The sequence below is a fragment of the Bradyrhizobium sp. B097 genome (assembly GCF_038957035.1).
Classification (GTDB): domain Bacteria; phylum Pseudomonadota; class Alphaproteobacteria; order Rhizobiales; family Xanthobacteraceae; genus Bradyrhizobium.
Map to the genome: position 1 here is coordinate 1926695 of NZ_CP152412.1, position 17145 is coordinate 1943839.

General features: G+C 64.1%; 15 protein-coding genes. 7 read left to right on the top strand and 8 right to left on the bottom strand.

The window, feature by feature from the left end; translation table 11 throughout:
* Positions 1-5: 5 nt before the first annotated feature.
* The 3 genes from AAFG07_RS08890 to AAFG07_RS08900 are packed head-to-tail and all read right to left on the bottom strand — an operon-like array spanning position 6 to position 3546.
* Entirely contained in the window at positions 6-1154 is a 1149-nt protein-coding gene (locus AAFG07_RS08890; protein ID WP_342726933.1) for an FAD-dependent monooxygenase, read from the bottom strand.
* 39 nt (positions 1155-1193) lie between these two features.
* Complete coding sequence (locus AAFG07_RS08895) at positions 1194-2303, bottom strand: FAD-dependent monooxygenase (RefSeq protein ID WP_342726934.1); 1110 nt, start codon at positions 2301-2303, stop codon at positions 1194-1196.
* A 40-nt stretch (positions 2304-2343) separates the two neighbouring features.
* On the bottom strand, positions 2344-3546 hold the full coding sequence (locus AAFG07_RS08900) for an MFS transporter (protein ID WP_342726935.1): 1203 nt from the start codon (positions 3544-3546) through the stop codon (positions 2344-2346).
* A gap of 426 nt (positions 3547-3972) precedes the next feature.
* Here AAFG07_RS08900 and AAFG07_RS08905 point away from each other — a divergent pair, with 426 nt between their 5' ends.
* From AAFG07_RS08905 to AAFG07_RS08915, 3 genes are read left to right on the top strand one after another with little or no spacing between them, the layout of a single operon-like run.
* Positions 3973-5280, top strand: coding sequence for a cytochrome c (locus tag AAFG07_RS08905; RefSeq protein WP_342726936.1), 1308 nt, complete (start codon positions 3973-3975; stop codon positions 5278-5280).
* 42 nt (positions 5281-5322) lie between these two features.
* Entirely contained in the window at positions 5323-5811 is a 489-nt protein-coding gene (locus AAFG07_RS08910) for a (2Fe-2S)-binding protein (RefSeq protein WP_342726937.1), read from the top strand.
* Positions 5808-8036 carry a molybdopterin cofactor-binding domain-containing protein gene (locus AAFG07_RS08915; RefSeq protein ID WP_342726938.1) on the top strand — a complete coding sequence of 743 codons (2229 nt, stop codon included), beginning with the start codon at positions 5808-5810 and terminating at the stop codon, positions 8034-8036. The genes AAFG07_RS08910 and AAFG07_RS08915 overlap by 4 nt, the downstream gene beginning before the upstream one ends.
* 16 nt (positions 8037-8052) lie before the next feature.
* Here the strand turns inward: AAFG07_RS08915 and AAFG07_RS08920 are convergent, their stop codons facing one another.
* Entirely contained in the window at positions 8053-8724 is a 672-nt protein-coding gene (locus AAFG07_RS08920; RefSeq protein ID WP_342726939.1) for a helix-turn-helix domain-containing protein, read from the bottom strand.
* 199 nt (positions 8725-8923) lie between these two features.
* On the opposite strand from AAFG07_RS08920, the gene AAFG07_RS08925 reads away from it, so the two are divergent.
* The 4 genes from AAFG07_RS08925 to AAFG07_RS08940 are packed head-to-tail and all read left to right on the top strand — an operon-like array spanning position 8924 to position 12639.
* Positions 8924-10174 carry an FAD binding domain-containing protein gene (locus AAFG07_RS08925; RefSeq protein ID WP_342726940.1) on the top strand — a complete coding sequence of 417 codons (1251 nt, stop codon included), beginning with the start codon at positions 8924-8926 and terminating at the stop codon, positions 10172-10174.
* Positions 10175-10204: 30 nt separating this feature from the next.
* Complete coding sequence (locus AAFG07_RS08930; RefSeq protein ID WP_342726941.1) at positions 10205-10504, top strand: DUF485 domain-containing protein; 300 nt, start codon at positions 10205-10207, stop codon at positions 10502-10504.
* On the top strand, positions 10501-12159 hold the full coding sequence (actP, locus tag AAFG07_RS08935) for a cation/acetate symporter ActP (RefSeq protein WP_342726942.1): 1659 nt from the start codon (positions 10501-10503) through the stop codon (positions 12157-12159). The genes AAFG07_RS08930 and actP overlap by 4 nt, the downstream gene beginning before the upstream one ends.
* Positions 12160-12195: 36 nt before the next feature.
* Positions 12196-12639: a hypothetical protein gene (locus tag AAFG07_RS08940; RefSeq protein ID WP_342726943.1), complete on the top strand. Its 444-nt coding sequence runs from the start codon at positions 12196-12198 to the stop codon at positions 12637-12639.
* Between the two features lie 218 nt (positions 12640-12857).
* Here the strand turns inward: AAFG07_RS08940 and AAFG07_RS08945 are convergent, their stop codons facing one another.
* The 4 genes from AAFG07_RS08945 to AAFG07_RS08960 all read right to left on the bottom strand — a co-directional run bounded on the left by AAFG07_RS08945 (position 12858) and on the right by AAFG07_RS08960 (position 17117).
* On the bottom strand, positions 12858-13790 hold the full coding sequence (locus AAFG07_RS08945) for a sugar-binding protein (RefSeq protein ID WP_342726944.1): 933 nt from the start codon (positions 13788-13790) through the stop codon (positions 12858-12860).
* 91 nt (positions 13791-13881) lie between these two features.
* Positions 13882-14964, bottom strand: coding sequence for an ABC transporter permease (locus tag AAFG07_RS08950; RefSeq protein WP_342726945.1), 1083 nt, complete (start codon positions 14962-14964; stop codon positions 13882-13884).
* The gene (locus AAFG07_RS08955) at positions 14964-15728 is read right to left on the bottom strand and encodes an ATP-binding cassette domain-containing protein (protein ID WP_207835400.1); all 765 of its coding nucleotides are present in this window, start codon (positions 15726-15728) and stop codon (positions 14964-14966) included. The genes AAFG07_RS08950 and AAFG07_RS08955 overlap by 1 nt, the downstream gene beginning before the upstream one ends.
* Before the next feature lie 39 nt (positions 15729-15767).
* Positions 15768-17117 (bottom strand): carbohydrate porin, encoded by a 1350-nt coding sequence (locus AAFG07_RS08960; protein ID WP_342729095.1) that lies wholly within the window; start codon positions 17115-17117, stop codon positions 15768-15770.
* Positions 17118-17145: the final 28 nt, after the last annotated feature.

The window sequence follows — 17145 nt, forward strand, 5'->3', positions numbered from 1 at the left end:
GCTCGCTAGTCGGTGCTTCTATCGCGTGACCAGCGATTGCCGAGCGCAAGGCCGTATTGGTAGAGCGCGTTGCCATATTCCAGCTGCAACCGTTCGGTGGATTGAAGCGCGACGTCGACATTGGCGCGTGCCGATTTCAGCGCGCGTGCGAGAACCGAGGCCTCATATGCCGCCTTGGCGGTCCCTCCGGCCGTGTGAGGCCGCACCACGAAAGCTGCGTCGCCGGTCAGCAGGACGCGGCCGAACAGGGTTTTCGGCACCGTCACGTCGAGGATGCTCTGAAGGAACGGATCCGGCGTCTCCGAGACCAGCGCGGCCATCTTTGGATGGATCTCGCGCAAGGCGCGGGCCCTCAGATCGGCGACGGCTTTCGCCGATGCCGAGCCGCGCGGAAGCGAAGATCGATGCCGCGTGCCATCCTTGTCGGTCAGCACAGTCGCGAGCTCGGCGGCACCGACGTGCACATACCAGACCCAGTTGAGACGACGCGACCCGGGCATCACGGCCCCGTCGGGTCCCGGGATGAAATACGCCAGCATGTGGCCGCCATTGCGGGCTTCCGAGAAGGTGAAACGATCGTCGAAGAATGGGAAGAGATCGGAAGGCACGTTGCGCTCGTCGAGCGTGCCTCTCCAGGCAACATAACCGGCGTATCTGGCCTCGACATCAGGAAGCATTTGACGCCGGACCGCCGAGCCCGAACCGTCGGCGGCCACGAACAGATCGCTTTCCACGACGGAGCCGTCGCCAAGCGTCGCCGAGACCTTGGAGCCTGCCTGGGACACCGCCATCACCTCGGAGTCAGCCCGATAGCATTCACCGGGAACGGCTGCCCGCAGCGCCTTGTGGATGGCTTCCCAGGAGGTGAATTCCTGCGGCATGTCCTGGAGAACACCATCGCCACCGTCCGGGTCGAGATATCGCCGGCCGCGGCAGGTCGTGAACGGGAGCGGACCTGCACCGTTTTCCTCGAGCAACTGGATCAGTTCTCGCTGGACGACGATCCCGGCTCCTCGGGCCAGCATCGGACCCGGCACGCGCTCGTGTACGGTGACGGTCGCACCCAATTTACGAAGCGTGATTGCATTGCAAAGCCCGGCGACCGATCCGCCGCTGATCGTCACCCTGAAATCATGATCGTGATGCCAGCTCATCTGCTTCTCCCTGATTTGCCGTTTCGCCAACTGGCGGGCTCACACGAGGTGCGCGCCCAGCTCGCGGCCGGACGCGGCGATAGCGGCGCCTGCCTGTCGGCGTTCTCGGTCGTATTGCTGGAGCGCCTCGCCGAGCGGCGCCGATGCAAGGTGCTTTCGCAACGCCATGACGTCAGCCGCCGCCTTTGCGATGCCCATCCCCGTATGCGGCCGCACGACGAATGCCGCGTCTCCCACCAGCGCAATCCGTCGCGAGGTCATTCGCTCCGTTTCGTAGTCGAAGATCCCTTGCACGAACGGTTGGGGTGTCGCTTCGATCGCCGCGGCGAAGGAGCGCGGCAGCAATCGTTTGGCGTCCTCGACGAGTCCGTCGCGGGCTTGTGCGGAGATCGCGCCCGGAGGCAGCGAGTATGGGTGGATGCGGCCTTCGCGGTCCGTAAGCACACCGTCCCGTGCTGCTGGTCCGATCGCCGGCCGATACCAGACCCAATTGTATCTGCGATCTCCGGGCTCAGTTTCGCCGTTCGGCCCGGGGACGAGGAAGCCGATCACGTGTGAATGCGGCATGCGGAAGTATGCGAAGCGCTCGAGGAGGTCGCTGGCCGCGAAGCCCGGCAGGTCGCGTTCCGGAACAAGGCCGCGCCACCCGACATAGCCGGCGTAGACATTGGCCGTGGCCTTGCCGTCGACCGCGGCGCGCGCGACGGACGCGATGCCGTCCGCACCGATGACGAGATCGGCAGCCGTCTCGCTGCCATCGCTGAAGCGAACCACGACCCGGTCGGCTTCCTCGCGAAGATGTTCGACCTTCCGATCGAGCACATATGAGGCGTCCGCGATGTGCTTTCGAAACGCGCGATAGATCGAGTCCCACGACAGCTGCATCTGGGGCGGCATCTTCTGATCGATGGTCGGGCCCGTATCGCCGAACACGATGCGTTCCCGCGCGACCACCCCGACGCGTGCGACATGTTCGCAGCCGGCCGCGCGCAGAATGGCAAATGTCTCGCGCTTGCCCAGCAGGCCGGCTCCGCGCCCTTCAAGCCCATGGACCGATCGCTCGTAGACCGTCACGTCGTGTCCATCCTGGGCCAGCAGCGTTGCAGCGAACAATCCCGCAAGCGAGCCTCCGACGACCGCGATTCGCATGTCTTGCGATCTCCAAATGCGTCCGTTCGACCTGGCGAGGTCAGTGATGCGCGGCCTTCCGGCCGAACAGCGTCGGCAACTGCAAGAGCAGGCCAGCGGCCGCAAGTGCGGCTCCGTAGCCGCAAACGCCGAACCATGACGCGTGCGCATAGGCCCAGCTCGCGCCGAGCGATCCAAGCGATCCGCCGATGAACATGGTCGTCATGAAAACCGTGTTCAGCCTGCTTCGCGCCTCTGGACGGAGCGCGAAAATCAGGTGCTGGTTGGCCACCAGCGCTGCGTTCACTCCCACGTCGAGCAGCACCACTCCGACGGTCAGGCCGGCGACGCTGTTCCAGCCGCCGAACACGGCCCAGGAGGACAGCGAGATCGCGGCGGCAATCGCGATCACGAGATGAGGGCCGCGCTTGTCGGCAGTTCGGCCGGCGAGCGGCGCAGCGAGGATTCCCGTCGCGCCGATGACGCCAAACAGGCCGGCGATCTCGGGGCCGAAGCCAAACGCCGGCTCTTGCAGATGCAGGGACAGAACGGTCCAGAACGCGATGAAGGAGGCGAACAGCATCGCTTGCGTAGCAGCGGCCAGCCGAAGCGCCGGCTCTTCGATCAGCAAATGCACCAGCGAATGCAGCGCGGCGGCGTATCCCAGGCTCTGCGTCGGATGATGGCGGGGCAGGGTCGTGCGGACCAGCGCGGCGGCGCCGAGCGCCAGAGGCACGCCAAGCCAAAACATCTCGCGCCATCCGAAATGCGATCCGACGAAGCCGGCTATCGTGCGGCTGAGAAGGATCCCGCCGAGGATTCCGCTGACGACCGTTCCGACCGCGGCGCCCCGCGTCTTGTCGTCGGCGAGCGTCGCGGCGAACGGAACGATCTGTTGCGCCACCGTGGCTGCTACGCCCAGCACCAGCGAGGCTGCGATCAACGCGAGCGTGGTCGGTGCAACGGCAGCGAAAGCGAGTGCCGCCGCCAGAACGACGAATTGCACGGCGATCAGGCGCCGCCTCTCCACGAGATCGCCCAACGGGACCAGCACGAGGAGACCGACCGCGTAGCCGAACTGCGTGGCCGTGGGGATCAGGCCGATTGCCGAGGAGGCCGGATAATTCGCTTCGATGAGGCCGAGCAGCGGCTGATTGTAATAGATGTTCGCGACCGCGATGCCGGCACAAACCGCCATGGCAAACGTGCGTGCGCGGGTGAGTTCAGGAACCCGTTGGTCCGTGCTGAGAGCAGACGTCGACATGGCCGCAATCCTCGCTGGTCGGCGCGCAGCTTCAATTCGCTGCGTCCGACGCTTGACTTCAAACACGATCGGCAGTTAATTATCAATTGATAAATAACAAGTCCGTGCAAAATGAATGGCTGTCATGTGCAGCGGGCTGCACAGTGCGCGGTCTTCCGGATGAAAGAGCTCTCGCAAGGCACGTTACGCGGCAGGCCGGCGAACGTATTGGACTGAATGCGCATGCTTTGGACTGGCTTTTGAACCCGCGGGCGCATTGCGGCGCTGCGACCTCCCGGTCGAACGTCGTTGGCCGAACCGGCGACACGACGCCGGCGCTCCGCACCGTCGTGACCTCATCGGGAGATTGTTCAAGGGCCGCATCAAACTGAAAAGATGACGCCTGCGGCGAACTGGTATGGCGTTTCCATTCAGGAAGGGACGGCGATGAAGCTCAGGTCAGTTCTGCTCGCGCTGCTTGCCGTCGGGGCGATCGGTGGGACGGGGGCGCTTCTCTACGCCTGGGAATCGTCCATTGATCCGATTGATCCGCGATCAGCCAGGGCCACCGATACTGTGATGGTGCGTCGTGGCGCAAGCCTCGCGCTGCTTGGCGACTGCGCCACGTGTCACACGGCGACCGGCGGAGCACCCTACGCCGGCGGACTTGCGATGCCGACGCCGTTCGGCACGATCTACTCCACCAACATCACGCCCGATCCGGAGACCGGCATCGGTCGATGGTCGGAGCAGGCGTTCGTTCGCGCCTTGCGGTCCGGCGTGGACCGCGAGGGTCGTCACCTTTATCCGGCGTTCCCGTATGATCACTTCACGCGCGTGACGGATGATGATGCAAACGCACTGTATGCCTTTCTGATGTCGCTCGATCCGGTCAGGTCGTCGGCACCGCCAAACGGCCTTCCGTTCCCCCTCAATATTCGCCTGACGCTCGCCGGCTGGAAGCTGCTGTTTCTGCATCGGGAGCGCTTCGTCGCCGACCCGTCGAAGGATGCGAAGTGGAACAGGGGAAAATATCTGGTCGACGGGCTCGGGCACTGCGGCGCCTGCCATTCTCCGCGAAACCTGATGGGCGCAGAAGAGGTCTCGGCGAGTTTCCAGGGCGGCGTGGCCGAAGGCTGGCGTGCCTATGCGCTCGGTCGAAGCTCGCCGTCGACGGTCCCGTGGGATGAGGCGGCCCTGACCGATTATCTCGCACGTGGCTCGCATCCCATGCATGGCACGGCTCAAGGGCCCATGGCGAACGTGACCGACAATCTGTCCCAGGTCGATCCCGCCGACGTCAGCGCAATGGCCTATTATCTGGCCTCGCTCGGCAAGGGCGAAGCTCGGACAAGCGCAAAAATCCCCGTTGCCAAGGGACCGGGACAATTGCCGCAGGCGGCTGGCGTGCAAGCTGCGACGCCGCCGCTCCAGTCCGATCCGGGCGGAGCGATCTACGGTGCTCTTTGCGCGTCATGCCATGAGGGCGGCAGACCTTTGCCGCTGGGGGGCGTGGGCCTTGCTCTCTCCACGGCGCTTGCCGACGAGACGCCAGCCAATCTGATCAATCTCGTGCTGCGGGGAATCGCCGCGTCCTCCGACGGTTCGGCGCGTCCGATCATGCCCGGCTTTGGCGATGCTCTCGACGACCGGCAAATCTCCGATCTCGCCAATTACCTGCGCACCCAATTCGCCGGAAAGGCGCAGTGGAGCGGAATCGCCAAGGCGATCGCAGACGCAAGAGCCAACCGGTGAGCCGGACAAGAGAACAACGAGCAGAAGGGTCGCTGACGCGCCATGACAACGTTGACCGTTAACGGCGAGAGCCGATCCATCAAGGCGAGCCCGGACACGCCGCTGCTCTATGTTCTCCGCGACGAACTCGGGCTGAACGCTGCAAAGTATGGTTGCGGCCTCGGCCAGTGCGGTGCGTGCACCGTGATCGTCGATGGCAAGGCCATCTTCTCCTGCATCACGCCGGTGATGGTGCTGGAGGGGCGGGCCATTACCACCCTGGAAGGACTCGGGAGCCAGGCGGAGCCAGGCCCGTTGCAGCAGGCTTTCATTGCCGAGCAGGCGGCGCAGTGCGGCTATTGCATCCCGGGCATGATGATGCGCGCCCAGGCGCTGCTCAATCGCGATCCGAACGTAACCGACGAGGCGATCAGGGCCGAACTGCAGCCGCATCTGTGCCGATGCGGAACTCACATGCGGATCTTGCGTGCGGTCCGCCGTGCCGCTGACGAGCTGAAGAAGAAGTCTGAAGAGGTGAGGGCGGGGCGATGACGCATGCTGTCTCTCGACGGAGCGTATTGACGGGTGCCGGCGCGCTTGTTGTCGCCTTGCGATTTGCCGGGGCGCATGCACAGACGGAAACCGGCACCGGTGGAGGCCCCTCGAAGCACGGTCTTCCCGGAAGCCTCGACGACACACCCAACATCGACGCCTGGATTCGGATCGATGCGTCGGGCGCGGTCACGATCCTCACGGGAAAGGCCGAGCTCGGCCAGGGCCTCAAGACGGCGCTGCTCCAGGTCGCGGCCGAGGAGCTCAAGGTGCCGTTCGATCGGCTGTCGCTCGTTACGGCAGATACCGCGCGGACGCCCAATGAAGGCTACACGGCCGCAAGCCATTCGATGCAGGACTCCGGCACTGCAATCCGGCACGTGGCGGCGCAGGCGCGCGAGATTCTCCGTGACGAGGCTGCCCGCAGGCTTGGCGTGCCGGCGGCCTCGCTCCAGGTCCGCAACGGCGCGGTGTTCGGCCCACACGGCGCACGCCTGGCCTATGGCGAGCTGGTTTGCGATCAACTGTTATCTGTGGAAGCGAGCACAACGTCGCATCTCACCTCGCCGGCAGACTTCACGGTGATGAACCAGCCGGTTTCGCGGATCGATATTCCGGCCAAGGTGACGGGCGGTAGCGCCTATGTTCAGGATCTGCGCCCCGATGGGGTGCTGCACGGTCGTGTGGTCCGTCCGCCGAGTTACGGGGCCACCTTGCGCGATCTCGATATCGCGCCTGTCGAGCGAATGAACGGGATCGCCAAGGTTGTGCGCGACGGCAATTTCCTCGGTGTGATCGCAGACCGTGAGTGGACCGCCGTTCAGGGAATGCGAACGCTCGCAGCGAGCACGACCTGGATCGAACAGCAAGCTCTGCCTGATAGCGCGGACCTGCCGGGTGCCCTGATCAACCTGCCTTCGCGCGACACGACGATTCACGATGAGGGACGTCCGGGCAAGCCGGGAATCGCGGTCGAAGCGAGCTTCAGCCGGCCTTATCTCACCCACGGCTCGATCGGGCCGTCCTGTGCGGTGGCGCAATTCCAGGACGGCATGCTCACAGTTTGGACGCATACGCAGGGCGTTTTCTTCCTTCGTAATGCGATTGCCGGCATGCTGCGCATGCCCACCGAAAACGTTCGCTGCATTCATGCGGAAGGGGCCGGTTGCTACGGCCACAATGGCGCCGACGACGCCGCAGCCGATGCAGCGATGCTTGCCGTCGCGATGCCCGGTCGGCCGATCAGGGTGCAGCTGATGCGTGAACAGGAGCACGCCTGGGATCCGTTCGGACCTGGCATGGTGGTCAAGCTCCGCGCGGCGGTCGGACCGGATGGGGTGATCGCGGATTGGCACCACGAGGTCTGGAGCCAGTCGCATATGATGCGGCCCGGACCTCCGGGAACGCTGACAGCCGCCCGACTGAGGTCCGACGCTTCGCCACCCGCGCCGCCGGTTGCGCTGGCGCAGCCCGAGGGCGGCGGCGACCGCAATGCAATTCCGCTCTATGCGATCCCGAACAGCAAGGTGATCAGTCACTTCCTGCCCGACATGCCCTTGCGTGGCTCCTCGATGCGCTCGCTGGGTGGATACCTCAACGTGCTTTCGATCGAGAGCATGTTTGACGAACTGGCGGCGCGCTCGGGTCAGGACCCCGTCACGTTTCGACTTCGCCATACCGTCGATCCCCGCGCGCGTGAGGTCATCGAAACGGCGGCAACGCGCTTCGGCTGGGCCGCGCGGGTCAAGCGTTCCGACAACACCGGATTCGGCTTTGGTTTTGCACGCTACAAGAACCTCGAAGCCTGGTGCGCGGTGGCCGTCGAGATCGAAGTCGTGCGCCTCAGCGGCGCCGTTCGTGTCCGTCGCGTCGTGGCGGCGGTGGATACGGGGCAGGTCGTGAACCCGGACGGCGTCCGCAACCAGATCGAGGGCGGCATCCTGCAATCGATGAGCTGGACGCTGTTCGAGCAGGTCACGTTCGATCGCACCCGTGTGACGTCGGTGGATTGGTCCGCCTATCCCATCATGCGGTTCGACAGCGTTCCGGGCGCGGTTGACGTTCACCTGATAGATCGGCCCGGCGATGGCTTCTATGGTGTCGCCGAGGCCGCGCAAGGGCCGACGGGAGCCGCGATCGCGAACGCGATCAGGGATGCAACCGGCGTTCGGATGCATGACCTCCCGTTCAATCCCGCCCGCATCAGGAAGGCGATCGGCGCGTGATTGGAGGGAGCGGGATCTAGGCGATCGCCTTCGCCGGGAGGACGAAGCGAACGCCGCCCAGGAACGTCGTCACCTTTGCATCGATGATCGAATTGACGTCGGTTTCCAGGGGCATCGAGTAGATGAACTTGCGAACCCCGAGATAGAAGATCGCGGCGTGCAGGCCCCACACCATCTCGACTTCGATATCGGTGGTCGGCATCTCATCGGTCGAGGGACGTCCATACTCGAACCTGATCTCCTCGATCACCCTTTCGAACGCACGTTCGCGCAGCATCTTGAGATAACGGGCGTTGAGTCCGAGGTCCCTGAGGCCCGCGAACATGAACAGGCGGATCCATTCGTAGGTGAGGATGACCTCGGCGTATTCGCGATAGAACTGGATCAGCCTGGCCTTGAGCGGGACCGAGCGATCGGTGATGATCTTTTCCCAGGACGGTTTCCAGCGCCCGACAAAAACCTCCTGATAGACCCGCTCGATCAGGGCTTCCTTGCTTGGAAAATAGCGATAGAGCAGGGGCTGCGTAATGCGCAGCCGCTTTGCGAGTTCGCGGGTCTGTCCCTCGAACCCGTGCTCGGCGAAAAACGACACGGCTTCCCGCGCGATGATGGCTTCCCGCTCCGACGGGTCCAGCCTCTGTTGCTCTCGGATCGGTGTCGGAAGACGCGCTCGTCTGGCCTGCTTCACGCCTGATTCGTCGGTTTGAGGACACTGCCGCACCCTCATACACCGATTTGCCGCCGGAGCCGACCGCAGCAAACGTCATCACTTTTTGTTTATCAATTGATAAATAACTGTTGACTCGCGCCGGGCGCCGCGCCAATTATTGATCAATTGATAAATAAGCAACGAAACGCTGCAATCGATCACCGAAAGGAGGATGCCCATGAGCGACGACCGCTGGAAGCGTGGAGTGCCGCCGAAGGCACTTGTGATCGGCGGATCAATGGCCGGTCTGTTCGCTGCGTTGCTGTTGCGGCGGGAAGGCTGGGACGTCGACGTCTACGAGCGTATCGGCGCCGAACTGGCGGGCCGTGGCGCGGGCATCGTCACGCATTCGGAGTTGTTCGACGTCCTGGCCCGGGCCGGCATCGATACCGCGGCCGCGGCGGTCGGGGTCGTCGTTCCGGGGCGGCGCGTGCTGGACCGGAGTGGCCAGATCGCGGGCGAACTCGGGTTGCGGCAAGTGCTCACGTCCTGGGGGCACCTCTACGGGCTCTTGAAGGCGGCGCTGCCGGCCGAGCACTACCATCACGGCAAGAACCTCACGGACGCCACGGAATTCGGCGACCGGGTGGTGGCGCGCTTTTCCGACGGCACCGAAGCGTCGGGAGACCTGCTGATCGGCGCCGACGGCATATTCTCGAGCGTCAGGACGCAGCTCGCGGCCAACGTCCAGCCCAAATATGCCGGTTACGTCGCCTGGCGGGGCCTCGTCAACGAGCGGGACCTGTCGGCTCGGACGCGGGCGGAATTGTGCGACTGGTTCGCCTTCAGCCTGCCTCCCGGGGAGCAGATGCTCGGCTATCCCGTTGCCGGGGCCAACGAAGAGATGGATGTCGGCGAGCGCCGCTTCAATTTCGTCTGGTATCGCCCGGCCGACGCTGACCATGGACTGGCGGATCTGCTGACGGATATCGACGGTGTCAGGCAGCCATTGTCGATTCCGCCGACCAGGATTCGATCCGATGTGATTGCCGCGATGCGTCGAGACGCCGAGCGGCTGTTGGCGCCGCAATTCGCCGAGGTCGTTCACCTCACGTCTCAGCCGTTCATCCAGGCCATCCTGGATCTCGAGACACCGCGCATGGCGCTCGGATCCCGCACCGTCATCCTCGGCGATGCTGCGTTCGTGGCGAGGCCCCATGTCGGCATGGGCGTGACGAAAGCCGCGGCGGATGCGGCGGCTCTGGTCGATGCGTTGCGAGGCCATTCGGCCGATCTGCCGATGGCGCTCGCGACGTTCGAGACAACCCGGCTCCCGTTCGGGGCCGCAGTCGTGCGGCGCGCCCGCCATCTCGGCGCGTACATGCAGGCGCAAATCGCCACGGCCGAGGAACGGGCGATGGCAGAGCGGCATCGCAGCCCCGAGGCGGTCATGGCGGAGACCGCGGTGGCAACCGGCATTGCCGCCTAGGCGAATTCAACGGAGGGAGGACAATCACCAATGGACCTGCAAACCATCCAGCAGCATCCGACGTTCAGACAGCTTGCGAGCGAGCGCACACGCCTTGGCGTTGCGATGTCGATCGTCATGGCCGCCGCCTACTTCAGCTACATCCTGACGATCGCATTCTGGCCCCGGCTGCTCGGGTATCCGCTGTGGAGCGGCACGGTGATCACCTGGGGCGTGTTGGTCGGCGTCGGCCTGATCGCGCTCGGCTTCCTGCTGACGGCGATCTACGTGCGGCACGCCAATTCCCGTTTCGACAGCCTCAGCCAGCTTCTTCTGGAGGATCTCCGATGACGTCACGCTCGGTTTACGGAGCCCTGATTGCAACTGCTTTCGTCCTGCCTTCCGGGCCCGCAGCGGCCGACGCGCTGACCGCGGCGACAGGCACGCAGCAACCGTTGAACGCGACGGCGATCGCCATGTTCCTCGGCTTCGTCGCGATCAGTCTTGGCATCACATGGTGGGCTGCGCGGCGTGGTACGAGCACGGCCAAGGATTTCTATGCTGCCGGCGGCGGTCTCAAGGGCGTCCAGAACGGGCTCGCGATCGCCGGCGATTACACATCGGCTGCGACATTCCTCGGCGTTACCGCGCTCGTCTATACTTCGGGCTACGACGGCATGATCTATGCGATCGGCTTCCTGGTCGGCTTTCCGATGATCCTGTTCCTGATTGCCGAGCCGTTGCGCAATCTCGGCCGCTACACCTTTGCCGACGTGGCGGCATATCGGTTGTCCGAAGTCCCGGTGAGGGCGGTCGCGGGCGTCAACACCCTCGTGATCGTGGTCTTCTATCTGATTGCCCAGCTGGTCGGCGCCGGCAAGCTGATCCAGTTGCTGTTCGGGCTTCCCTACATCTACGCGGTCGGCATCGTCGGCGTATTGATGATGATCTATGTAACGGTCGGAGGCATGCTCGCGACGACCTGGGTGCAGATCATCAAGGCCATCCTGCTGATGTCGGGCTCGGTGCTGATGTCGATCCTGATCCTCGGGCACTTCGGCTTTAGCCTGGAGGCGCTGTTCCGTGCAGCCGTGACGTTGCATCCGAAGGCCGACGCCATCATGGCGCCGGGCGGACTCGTCAAGGATCCGGTATCGGCGATCTCTCTCGGGCTCGCCCTGATTTTCGGCACGGCCGGGTTGCCGCATATCCTGATGCGCTTCTTCACCGTGAGCGATGCCCGCCAGGCGCGCACATCGGTGCTGGTCGCGACCGGGTTCATCTCGATCTTCTATAGCCTGTTGTTCGTGCTCGGCTTCGGCGCCATCGCGATCGTTTCGGCCAACCCGCAGTTTCGGGATGCGTCGGGCGCCCTCGTTGGCGGCGTCAACATGGTGGCCCTGCATCTGGCCGATGCCGTCGGCGGATCGCTGCTGCTCGGGTTCATCTCGGCGGTGGCGTTCGCGACGATCCTCGCTGTCGTATCGGGGCTGACGCTCGCGGGAGCCTCGGCGGCGAGCCACGACCTCTATGCCCGCGTGATCCGCCGGGGCCGTGCCAGCGAGCATGAGGAAGTGCTCGTCTCGAAGGCTGCCGCGGTTGCGATCAGCCTGATTGCGATGGGTCTGGGTGTCTTGTTCGAGAACCAGAACATCGCATTCATGGTCGGACTGGTGTTTGCGATCGCGGCGAGTGCGAACTTCCCGGTGATCCTTCTCTCGATCGTCTGGCCCGACCTGACGACACGCGGCGCCGTGAGCGGGTCGCTCGCCGGCCTGCTGGCTTCGGTGGGACTGGTCGCGCTCAGCCCGGGCGTCTGGACCGCGGCGTTGAAGCTCGGGCCTGCACCATTCCCTTACGACAATCCGGCCCTGGTCTCGGTTCCGCTCGCCTTCGCCGTATCGTGGGCGGTGTCCGTGCTGGACCGCAGTGCGGCAGCCGCTTCCGTCCGCGCCTCGTTCGGCGCGCAGCACGTTCGCGCCCAGACGGGGCTCGGCGTCGAGTAACGCAACGTGGGTCACTCATCTCAGGGAGATATGACAATGAGCATCGATGTGATGGAGAAGGGGAGGGCCGCATGGCCCGACGCCATTCGCAAGGAGTTCGATACCAATCAGCTCAACGGGCGGGTCGGGACGCGGCTGTTGTCCGAGACCGAGCGCGTGCGGGTCTGGGAAATCCGGCTTGCCCCAGGTGAGCGCATCGGATTCCATCGTCACGTGCTGGACTACTTCTGGACCGCGGTAACGCCGGGCCGGGCGCAATCGCATGCGGAGGACGGGACGATCGTCGAAGCGGTCTACTCGGCCGGTGAGACGCGCCACTTCGTCTATGGAAAAGGTGAACACAAGATCCACGATCTCGAAAATGTCGGCGATGCCGACCTGTGGTTCACCACGGTTGAGTTCCTCGACAGCGCCAATGCGCCCTTGGAGCTTGGCCGCATGCGCGAGGGCGAAACTTCCTCAGAACGGGGCGATTCCTGAGGGAGCCAAACTGCAGCCGGCGGTCGCAACCGGTGAGCCCGCTGGTGCGATCGGCTCACCGCTTGCATGATTTCGGAATATTGGAAGTATCTCCCTGAGTTGCCCGACGTGTCAAGTTGCCTCGTCGAACGCCGGCAGCCGCCGCCTACTTTGCATGGGGTTGTTTTCGATATTTTGCCGGCGCGCACCCCGCGCCGCCAATTGGTCCGCTGGCGCTGCTACTTCAGCATCGCCGCGACGTTGTCCTTTGTCACGACGTCGAGACCGGTGTGGATGATCTCCGGCACCTTCTGGCCCTTCTTGATGGCGAGCAGCGTATCCATCGCTTTCTCGCCCATCTCGAACGGACGCTGGCCGATCAGTGTGTTGACATAGCCCTCGTTCAGAAGTTCAAGCTGCATCTTGAGGGTATCGGCCACGACGAGCGTGAACTTGCCGGCGTCGAGGTCCTTCTTGCTCTTGCTGGCGAACGCCTTGAAGGCTTCCGGGGCGAACATCGGCCAGCCGCCGACCGGGATGATCGCCGCGAGGTCGGGAACAGCGGTGCGCAGATCGGTCATCTGCTGGACGCCCAGCGCGGGGTCATCGTTGCAGAACGTCGGCGATCCCCCGATTTCGGTCCACTTCGAGCCTTTGAGCGCCTCCCGGACGCCATCGACGCGTTCGGCCAGATTCTTCGCACCTGGCCCGCCGGAGACCATCGCGTACTTGCCGCCATCGGGCCGGAGCTTCAGCAACTGCTTGCCGAGCGCGACGCCGAACTCCTTGTTGTCGGTGCCGATATAGCCAATCCGCTTCGAGCCCGGCGCGTCAGCGTCAAACGTGATGACGGGAATGCCGGCAGCAGTTGCCGCCTCGATCGACTTGGTCATGGCCGCGACATCGGCGACCGAGATGGCCAGACCGTCCACCTTCTGGGTGATGAAATCTTGGATGATCTGCGCTTGCGTCGCCGGCTCGTGCTCGACAGGACCCTTGTAGATGCATTCGATGTTGCCGAGTTCCTTGGCGCGCTTCTGGCAACCGTCGCGCGCGAAATCGAAGAACGGATTGTTCATCGCCTTGGGCACGATCACGAATTTGTAGCTCTGGGCAAAGCCGGGCGTCGCCATCATGGCGAGGACCGCAGCGGCAAGAAGTGCCTTCTTCATTGTTTCCCTCCTCATTTTTATGCCTATCCCTCGAAATCAGCGGCTCCCGAAGGCGGATAGGCGGACATTACGATCCTCCAGGACGAACTCTTCAGGCCATGCGTGAGCGAAGACGATCGACCAGCACCGCTGCGATGATGATCACGCCCACCAAGGTCTGCTGCCAGTAGGAGTTGATCTGCGCGAGCACGAGGCCGTTGCGGATCACCTCGAGCAGCACGCAGCCGACGATCGCCCCGAGCGGGCCGCCGGCGCCGCCGGCGAGATTGGCGCCGCCGATGACGGCGGCTGCGATCACGTTGAGCTCGTAGGATGTCGCCATGTTTGCCGGCGCCGATCCCAGCCAGCCCGAGACGATGATGCCCTGCAGACCCGCGGCGAGCGCGCAGATCACATAGATCTCGATCTTCACCCGTACGACCGGAATGCCGGTCAGCGCGGCCGCCTTCTCGTTGCCGCCGACGGCAAAGACGTGGCGGCCGAAACCGGTGTGACGCAGCACGATCGCCATCGCCACCGCAAGAACCACGAGATAGATGAACGGCGCCGGCATGCCGAATACGACGCCGGATGTCAGCGCGTAGAGATAATCGGCTTCGGGGCCGCTGGGAAAGCTGCCGCGGCCGTTGGAGACGACGTATCCGAGGCCGCGCACGATCGAAAGCATGCCGAGCGTGGTGACGAAGGGCGACAGCCCGAGCACCGCGATGCAGAAGCCATTGACGAGACCGACGATCAGCGCGACGCCGAGCCCTGCCAGGACCGAGACGAGCAGGATCAAGCCGGGCATATTTGCGATCACGGTTTTGCCGTCGTCGGCCAAATGCACGAACCACTCCGCGCCAGGCTGCCCCGGCGTCGAGATTTGCGTCATGACCATCGAGGTGATCATCGCGGAAAAGCACATCACCGAGCCCACCGAGAGGTCGATGCCGCCGGTGATAATGACGAAGGTCACGCCGAGCGTGGCGATGGCGATGAAGGAAAAGTTCTTCGCCACATTCTGCATATTGCCTTCGGTGAGGAAGTAGGGGCTGGCGAAGTTCATCACCACGAACAGCGCCACCAGCGCGAGCAGGACGTACCCGGTCTGCGAGGCAAAGAAGCCGCTCTGCCACCATTTGGTCTTGCCGACATTGGTGAAGGTGATGGGAGATTCCAGGGGCGTGACCATTACGCAGCCTCTCTCGCTCCCGTGATGAGGGAGGTGACTTCCTCGGGGCTGGTGTCGCCGATCGCCTTGTCGGCACGTTTTTCGCCGCGGCGCATCACGACGACGCGGTCGCAGACCGCGAACACGTCGGGCATGCGGTGCGAGATCAGCATCACCGCGACGCCCTGTTCCTTCAGGCGATGGATCAGGCTCAGCACCTGCTCGACCTGGCGGACCGAGATCGCGGCCGTCGGCTCGTCCATCATCACGAGCTTGGCATTGGACAGCCGAGTCCGTGCGATCGCGACCGCCTGACGCTGGCCGCCCGACATCTGCTTGACGAGATCGTGCGGTCGGGTCTCCGAACGCAGCTCGCCGAACAGCTCCAGCGCGCGGGCTGCCATCGCCTTGTGGTCGAGAAACGCGAACGGACCAAGCTTGCGCTTGAGCTCACGGCCGAGGAAGACATTGGCCGCTGCCGTGAGATTGTCGGCGAGCGCGAGGTCCTGATAGACCACTTCGATTCCGACCGCGCGGGCATCGATCGGCCGGGCGAAATGAACCGGCTTGCCGTCAAAACGGATCTCGCCGTGACTCGGCGGGAAGTTGCCGGCGATGATCTTGACCAGCGTCGACTTGCCGGCGCCGTTGTCTCCCATCAGGCCGACCACCTCGCCGGGAGAAACGCGCAGGTCGACGCCATGCAACGCGCGAATGGCGCCGAACTCCTTGCCGATGCCCTTCAACTCCAGGACCGCCAGCCCGGCGTCGTGAGGGGTTACCATGGCTGGCCTCGCTCGGGCATGCTGGCAAACCCCTCCGGCTCAGAAGTGCACCAGCGTGCGCAGACCAAGGACCCAGGCATTCTCGGTCTTGATGCCTGCGCCATTATAGCCGCGCCCGCCGGGATTGATCACGTACTGGGCGTCGAACTTGAGGTTCATCCAGCCAGTCGCCTGCCAGCCGTACCAGGCTTCGATCGGAACTTCGTTTCCGCCCGCATTCAGGGTGAGCGCGGCCGAATTCACGTGGGTCGTACCCACTGCGAAACCGACTTCGTCTTCCGGACGCCAGGAGAACGTTCCGGTGTGCCGGAAGCCCAGGGCGACCTGGTAGTCCTGATACGACGTCCGGTGATCGGCGACCGTCGTGTTGAGGAACATGTACCAACCCTGTGCCTTTGCACCCTCAACGGTCAGTCGCTGCAGGATCGACTCATAGATGCCATAGCGGCCGCGTTGATCGCCCAGATTCTGGTCCGAGACGCCGCCGATGCCCGGGGCGATCGCGATGATACCGGGAAGGCCGCCGTCGATCGTCGACGCGCTGTCATACCAGCCGCCGAATCGCCAGGTCCCGTTCAGCGGACCGCTCGGCGCCCAGACCACCTCGACCGGCACCAGCACGCCGGAGGCCCGGCTCGAGCCGGGGACGCCAGGCAGGAAGTAGGTCGCGGAGTCCGACGTCGTCAGATAGTTCGGATTGGCGTCGTAGACGCCGACCGAAAGCTGCCATTCCTTGGTGAAGTTGTAGTGTGCGACACCGGCCCATTGGCTCACCGGCCAGTTGTAGATGTAGCCACCCTGGATGTTGCCGGGCTGGCCGCCGCAGAAGGTCAGGTTGATGAACTCGCACAGGCCGAAGAAGAAGTCGGAGCCGACCGGCAGACGGCCGCCCTTGAGTTCAAGGCGGTCATCGAACAGCTTCTGCGAATAGTAGAGTTCGGTGAGGCGAAGAATGCTGCCGCGGCCGAACACTTCGTTGGTCAGCTGCAAGGCCGGAATGCCCGCCTCGTCGTTCAGGTTGCGGCCGAAGCGGTCGACCAGCGTGAGGCCGACCGTACCGCCCTGGATGCCGGCAAGCTTCGCCATATCGAACTTGGCTTGAAAGAATAGCTGTCCGGCCTGGGTCGCGGTGTTCCTGTTGCCGCCCGACAAATTGCCGACGGCTTCGTCGCCCAGCGTCAGGGCCAGCGAGATACCGCGTTCCTTCAACTGCGTTCTGCCGAGATCACCGAACAGATACGGTCTTGTCCAGAAATCATCGGTCTCCGTGTAAGGCACAGGCGGAGCCTTCGTTAAGAGATCGGCCGCATGCGCGCCGCCGCCGAACAAGGATAACAAAGCGATCCCCACGCCGCATGCCCGCGCGGTGTTTACAGACCTATGCAACATTTTCTGCACTCCCAGCGTCCCCGGCTTT

Bases quoted from the DNA above. Each gene is read 5' to 3' on its own strand.
- AAFG07_RS08960 (WP_342729095.1), bottom strand. From the start codon at position 17,117: ATGTTGCATAGGTCTGTAAACACCGCGCGGGCATGCGGCGTGGGGATC.
- AAFG07_RS08905 (WP_342726936.1), top strand. From the start codon at position 3,973: ATGAAGCTCAGGTCAGTTCTGCTCGCGCTGCTTGCCGTCGGGGCGATC.
- AAFG07_RS08925 (WP_342726940.1), top strand. From the start codon at position 8,924: ATGAGCGACGACCGCTGGAAGCGTGGAGTGCCGCCGAAGGCACTTGTG.
- AAFG07_RS08895 (WP_342726934.1), bottom strand. From the start codon at position 2,303: ATGCGAATCGCGGTCGTCGGAGGCTCGCTTGCGGGATTGTTCGCTGCA.
- actP (WP_342726942.1), top strand. From the start codon at position 10,501: ATGACGTCACGCTCGGTTTACGGAGCCCTGATTGCAACTGCTTTCGTC.
- AAFG07_RS08940 (WP_342726943.1), top strand. From the start codon at position 12,196: ATGAGCATCGATGTGATGGAGAAGGGGAGGGCCGCATGGCCCGACGCC.
- AAFG07_RS08890 (WP_342726933.1), bottom strand. From the start codon at position 1,154: ATGAGCTGGCATCACGATCATGATTTCAGGGTGACGATCAGCGGCGGA.
- AAFG07_RS08945 (WP_342726944.1), bottom strand. From the start codon at position 13,790: ATGAAGAAGGCACTTCTTGCCGCTGCGGTCCTCGCCATGATGGCGACG.
- AAFG07_RS08930 (WP_342726941.1), top strand. From the start codon at position 10,205: ATGGACCTGCAAACCATCCAGCAGCATCCGACGTTCAGACAGCTTGCG.
- AAFG07_RS08950 (WP_342726945.1), bottom strand. From the start codon at position 14,964: ATGGTCACGCCCCTGGAATCTCCCATCACCTTCACCAATGTCGGCAAG.
- AAFG07_RS08915 (WP_342726938.1), top strand. From the start codon at position 5,808: ATGACGCATGCTGTCTCTCGACGGAGCGTATTGACGGGTGCCGGCGCG.
- AAFG07_RS08900 (WP_342726935.1), bottom strand. From the start codon at position 3,546: ATGTCGACGTCTGCTCTCAGCACGGACCAACGGGTTCCTGAACTCACC.
- AAFG07_RS08955 (WP_207835400.1), bottom strand. From the start codon at position 15,728: ATGGTAACCCCTCACGACGCCGGGCTGGCGGTCCTGGAGTTGAAGGGC.
- AAFG07_RS08910 (WP_342726937.1), top strand. From the start codon at position 5,323: ATGACAACGTTGACCGTTAACGGCGAGAGCCGATCCATCAAGGCGAGC.